This window comes from Vibrio qingdaonensis (genome assembly GCF_026191675.1).
Classification (GTDB): Bacteria; Pseudomonadota; Gammaproteobacteria; order Enterobacterales; family Vibrionaceae; genus Vibrio; species Vibrio qingdaonensis.
In genome coordinates, this window is sequence record NZ_JAKRRY010000144.1 from 1 (window position 1) to 747 (window position 747).

Annotated in this window: 1 pseudogene; it reads left to right on the forward strand. The window is 42.0% G+C overall.

What is annotated here, in order from left to right:
- Positions 1–260: 260 nt before the first annotated feature.
- Positions 261–747, forward strand: a pseudogene (locus MD535_RS25745) (hypothetical protein); the annotation flags it as partial.

The following is a 747-nucleotide window of genomic DNA, read 5'->3' on the forward strand; positions in this document are numbered from 1 at the left end:
ACTTAATTGAAGCCAGTGAAAGGTAATAAGGAGGCACGACGAAGCGCAGCTACGCAGTAGCAGAGGCGTTGGGTGATTGTTCGCAGTAACTTAATGTCACATCGAGCTTGCTCGATAACAGTGCCATAAGCTATCGCGAGAGGAGTGAAGCGACGGAATGAGCCGACCGAAGGGAGAACGCCCAATATTTAAGTTTAATACGTACTTTATAGATTGATTCGCGTTAGAAAAAGAACCGTCCGTAGTCAATCTTCAAGGGTAAGTGTTCGAAGGCGGTTCAAGTCAAATATAGCAATAAATCTAAAGGGCTATTCGCCGTCTAGCCATTAACTCAATTAGCTCCCACCTTTTTGGTCAGGGAGAGTGAAAAGTGAAAAGTGAAAAAGCTTGATGCAAAGAAACGCAGAACATAGCAAAAGCTACACTTAGCTGTTCATGTCGATATACTCGAAACCATGAGTGCGGAAGTCAGTTTTGTTGTGCCATGAGCCTCTGAAAAAGAAAGGTTGTACCTCACTGAAACTCACCCCGAAAGAATGTAATACTTTGGGAAGAGAGTGGATCAATAAATGAAGCGGAAAAAGCGCTAACGAGCGGTAAAGCGAGTTTGATATATTACAACGCTCAAATAGGTGAAATGATAGTAAATGTCAAAACTATGAACAAAATTATAGCTCTAGGTATGCCAATTAGAAGCCCACGGTTAGCCATAAACGATGTAGCTTTGTCTCCAAGCAGATTTTATCA